The 3,937-nt window shown below is 71.4% G+C and carries 3 protein-coding genes; 2 read left to right on the forward strand and 1 reads right to left on the reverse strand.

Annotated elements, in window-relative coordinates:
* Positions 1-244: 244 nt before the first annotated feature.
* Positions 245-1,126: a S41 family peptidase gene (locus tag ACFV6I_RS38265; protein WP_063352936.1), complete on the forward strand. Its 882-nt coding sequence runs from the start codon at positions 245-247 to the stop codon at positions 1,124-1,126.
* A 137-nt stretch (positions 1,127-1,263) separates the two neighbouring features.
* Here the strand turns inward: ACFV6I_RS38265 and ACFV6I_RS38270 are convergent, their stop codons facing one another.
* The gene (locus ACFV6I_RS38270; protein WP_363378133.1) at positions 1,264-2,901 is read right to left on the reverse strand and encodes an alkaline phosphatase D family protein; all 1,638 of its coding nucleotides are present in this window, start codon (positions 2,899-2,901) and stop codon (positions 1,264-1,266) included.
* 512 nt (positions 2,902-3,413) lie between these two features.
* Between ACFV6I_RS38270 and ACFV6I_RS38275 the strand changes: the two genes are divergently transcribed.
* The gene (locus ACFV6I_RS38275; RefSeq protein ID WP_159398753.1) at positions 3,414-3,863 is read left to right on the forward strand and encodes a hypothetical protein; all 450 of its coding nucleotides are present in this window, start codon (positions 3,414-3,416) and stop codon (positions 3,861-3,863) included.
* Positions 3,864-3,937: the final 74 nt, after the last annotated feature.

Here is a 3,937-nt window from a genome sequence, read left to right on the forward strand (position 1 = left end):
TTGTTTTTTTTTTTCTTTTCGGCGGGGCTGGCGGCCCGCCCGGGCGGTGCGGCGGCTGTGGGGGGGGGGGCCCCCGTCCCCCCCCACGGTGGGGTGTTGCTCATGGGTGGGCGGCTTGGGCTCGGGCTTGGGTGCGGCAGTGGGTGAGGGCGGGTTTGATGCGGGGCCGGGGGAGGGGGTGACGGTGAGGAGTTCGCTGAGAAACCGCTGGGCATCGGGTCAGCCTTGCCCTACGATCGCGCGAATGATCACTCATGGAGCGATAGTCGACACCGCCCTCGCCCGGATCACCGCTGGTTACGTGTTCCCCGAGAAGACGGCGGCCATTGAAGTGGCGATCCGGAACCGGCTGGCGGAAGGCGCTTATGAGGGCCTGGACGAGCGGGGGCTGTGCGAGCGGGTCACGGAGGACTTGCAGGGGGTGTGTCCGGACAAGCACCTGCGGCTGTTGTGGAGCGAGGAGCCGCAGTCGATGGACGAGGAGCCGGAGGACGTCGCCCGGGCCCGGTTCGAGCGGTACGCCCGGGAGAAGAACTACGGCATCCGGCGGGCAGAGCAACTCGACGGCAACATCGGCTACCTCGATCTGCGCATGATTCCCCCGGCCGGGGTGGGCGGTCCCGCGATCGCCGCCGCGATGCAACTGGTCGCTTCCACCGAGGCGTTGGTCATCGACCTGCGGCAGTGCAGCGGCGGCTCACCGGAGGGCGTTCAGCTGTGGTGCAGCTACTTCTTCGCTGACGACGAGGTGCACCTCAACGACATCTACGACCGGGCTACCGACTCCACCCGCCAGTACTGGACCCTCGGGCACCTCGCCGCGCCGCGCTATTCGGACCGGCCGGTGGCGGTGCTGACCAGCGACTTCACTTTCTCCGGTGGGGAGGAGCTGTCGTACAACCTGAAGGTGCTCAAGCGGGCGACGCTGGTCGGGCAGACGACGCGTGGTGGCGCCCACCCGACGGCCCGTATTCCTGTTGCGCCGCATGTGACGGTGACCGTGCCGGCGGCCCGCTCGATCAACCCGGTCACCGGCACCAACTGGGAGGGCGTTGGCGTGGAGCCGGACGTGGCGGTTGCCGCTGAGGACGCGCTGGAGAAGGCACTGGAACACCTTCGCGCGTAGTTGAGTCCCCCGGCTGCTCAGTCCTGAGCAGCCGGGGGGCCTATGCGAGGCAACTGGTGCGGCGCGGTCACGCTCAAGGCTCTCAGCCACCCCGGGGCCCGCCGCCCCCGTGAGCGGCGGGACCTGGGGGTGGCGGGTCAGGCGGGGTGGATGCCCGGGTTGCCGGCCTGGGTGACGAAGGAGGCGGCGGTGGTGACGGTGCCGCCGGGGCGGGTGATGTGGGAGACGGCGCGGTAGTCGGCGCGGACCTGGTGGCGGTCCAGGGTGAGGGTGGTGTAGCCGCGCCGCCCGTCGTAGAACTTCATGTGCGGGTTGGCCGACATCAGGTTCTGCCAGTTGGACGGCTTCTCCTCGCCGTCGCCGTCGCTGCTGATCGAGGTGCCGACGAACTCCACGCCCACGGTGCGCGAGTCCGGCTTGTCGAAGTCGCGCTTGACGTCCAGGGCGTAGGCGACGTGGACGTCGCCGGTCAGGAGCACCAGGTTCTCCACCCCGGCCCGGTCGACGGCGGTCAGGAAGCGCTCGCGGGCGGCCGGGTAGCCGTCCCAGGCGTCCATGGAGAGCTTGGAGCGATCGGCGGTGGTGTTCTTGCGGCGGGAGAAGACGACCTGCTGCGGCACGACGTTCCAGGTCGCCCGGGAGCGGTGCAGGCCCTCGGCGAACCAGCGTTCCTGGGCGGCGCCCATCAGGGTGCGCCGCGGGTCCTCGGACTCCGGGGTGGGGTACTGCCAGCCGTCGCCGTTGGCCTGGTCGTCGCGGTACTGGCGGGTGTCGAGGATGTCGAACTGCGCGAGCTGCCCGAAGTGGACGCGCCGGTAGAGGGTGAGCTCGGTGCCGCGCGGCTGCGGCATCCGCAGCGGCATGTTCTCCCAGTACGCGCGGTAGGCGGCGGCGCGGCGGGCGATGAACGGCGCCGGGTCCTGGCCCTTCTCGGGGATGCCGGCCGCGTAGTTGTTCTCCACCTCGTGGTCGTCCCAGGTGACGTACCAGGGGTGGGCGGCGTGCGCGGCCTGGAGGTCGGGGTCGTTCTTGTAGAGGGAGTAGCGCAGCCGGTAGTCCTCCAGCGTGGCGGTCTCGTGGTTGAACAGCGCCGGCAGGGTGCGGTCGGTGTACTTGCGGTCGCCGCCCGCCGCGTCGATGCCGTACTCGTAGATGTAGTCGCCGACGTGGAACACCGCGGCCAGGTCCTCGTCGGCCAGGTGGCGGTAGGCGGTGAAGTAGCCGTCCTCGTAGGCCTGGCAGGACACCAGCCCGAAGCGGACGGCGTCCAGCCTGCGCCCGCGCTCCGGCGCGGTGCGGGTGCGGCCCACGGGGCTGCTCCAGGCGCCGACGGTGAAGCGGTACCAGTACACCCGGTCCGCGTCGAGGCCGTCGACGTCCACGTGCACCGCGTAGTTGAACTCGGCGTGCGCGCGGGCGCTGCCGCGCCGCACCACCTTGCGGAACCGCTCGTCGCGGGCCAGCTCCCAGCCCACCCGCACCGAGCCGGCGGGCGGCAGCCCGGCGCCGGGCTCCAGCGGGCGCGGCGCCAGGCGGGTCCACAGCACGACGGCCCCGGGCAGCGGGTCGCCGGAGGCCACGCCGAGGGTGAACGGGTTGCCGGTGATGGCGCGCGGTCCGAACTCGGCGTCCTCGGCGTGCGCGGACGGCAGGTTGACGGTGAACGCCAGCGCGGCGGCGGCCGAGGTGACGGTGAGGAAGCGGCGCCGGTCCAGCCGCGCGGCGGCCTCGCGCAGCTGCTGGTCGGGGGAGGGGCGGTCGGCAGGGCGGGTCATGGGGTGAAGGCCTTTCGCTGCTCGGCGGTGTGCGAAGGAATTCGAGTGGACCGCGCCGTACGCCAGGGGTCGGAATTCCGGCAGCCGAGTGATCATCTGATGGGGGAACCGTGAAGGTCCGACAAATCACCCTGGGTGGACGGAAATGGACGCGCGTAGCGCCCCCCGCGCGAACCGGTCCACTTGGCCCGCGACCGCAGACCGTCCAGTCCCCGACCGGGCCCGCCACCGGCCCCGGCCCGCCCGCAGGCCCCGCCCCGCAGTCGCCCGGCAAAACCCCGAACCCGCACGAGGGGACGGCTGCTCCGTACCCGGAACGGGCCGCGCGACCCGGGCCGCCCCGCACTGCACAGGGCCGCTGGCCAAGTCAAGAAAAACCACCCGAACGGGTGGGTCCACTTTTACGCCGGAGCGCGGTCGTGATGTACAACACGCTGGCACCCCAAGCGAGTTGACTGATAGGAATCACCCCGGGGGACCCGCCCATCAGCTCACACCTCTGGGAGGGAACCATGAAGAACCGCTTTGTACGTCGTGCGGGTGTTGTGGTGGCCGGCCTCGCCGTCCTGACAGTCGGCTTCGGCAGCACGGCGGCCATGGCGGCCGCCCCGGCCCCGGCCCCGGTCGCAGTGGTCCAGAACGTCACGCCCGCCATCACGGACGTGCAGACCTGGACCTACGTCACCGGCCCGCTGGAGACCACGCTCACCCTCGACACGACCGCCCGCTCCGCGTCCATCGTGGTGTACGCGAACGTGCCGTTCCTCGGCAAGGTCAAGGTCGGCAGCGCCTCCGGCAGCCTGACCGAGGGCATCACCTTCCACCTGGGCCTGTCGCCGTTCGTCAACGGCACGCAGAGGTTCTACCTGGTCGGCGACGACGTGCACCTGTACTACGACTTCGACGCGCTCGGCAAGCACTACACGGGCGACGTCAAGCTCGGCACGCTCCCGCCGTTCTAGCAGCCCCGCTCCACACCACCGGCGCGGGGGGGGCGCCCCCCCCCCCGCGGCGCCGGCGGCCGGGGCCCCGCCCC

Origin of the sequence: Kitasatospora sp. NPDC059803, assembly GCF_042732255.1 — a bacterium.
Lineage (GTDB): Bacteria > Actinomycetota > Actinomycetes > Streptomycetales > Streptomycetaceae > Kitasatospora.

Excerpts from the sequence above, each read along its gene's own strand:
- ACFV6I_RS38265 (WP_063352936.1), top strand. The coding sequence starts at position 245 with ATGATCACTCATGGAGCGATAGTCGACACCGCCCTCGCCCGGATCACC.
- ACFV6I_RS38270 (WP_363378133.1), bottom strand. The coding sequence starts at position 2,901 with ATGACCCGCCCTGCCGACCGCCCCTCCCCCGACCAGCAGCTGCGCGAG.
- ACFV6I_RS38275 (WP_159398753.1), top strand. The coding sequence starts at position 3,414 with ATGAAGAACCGCTTTGTACGTCGTGCGGGTGTTGTGGTGGCCGGCCTC.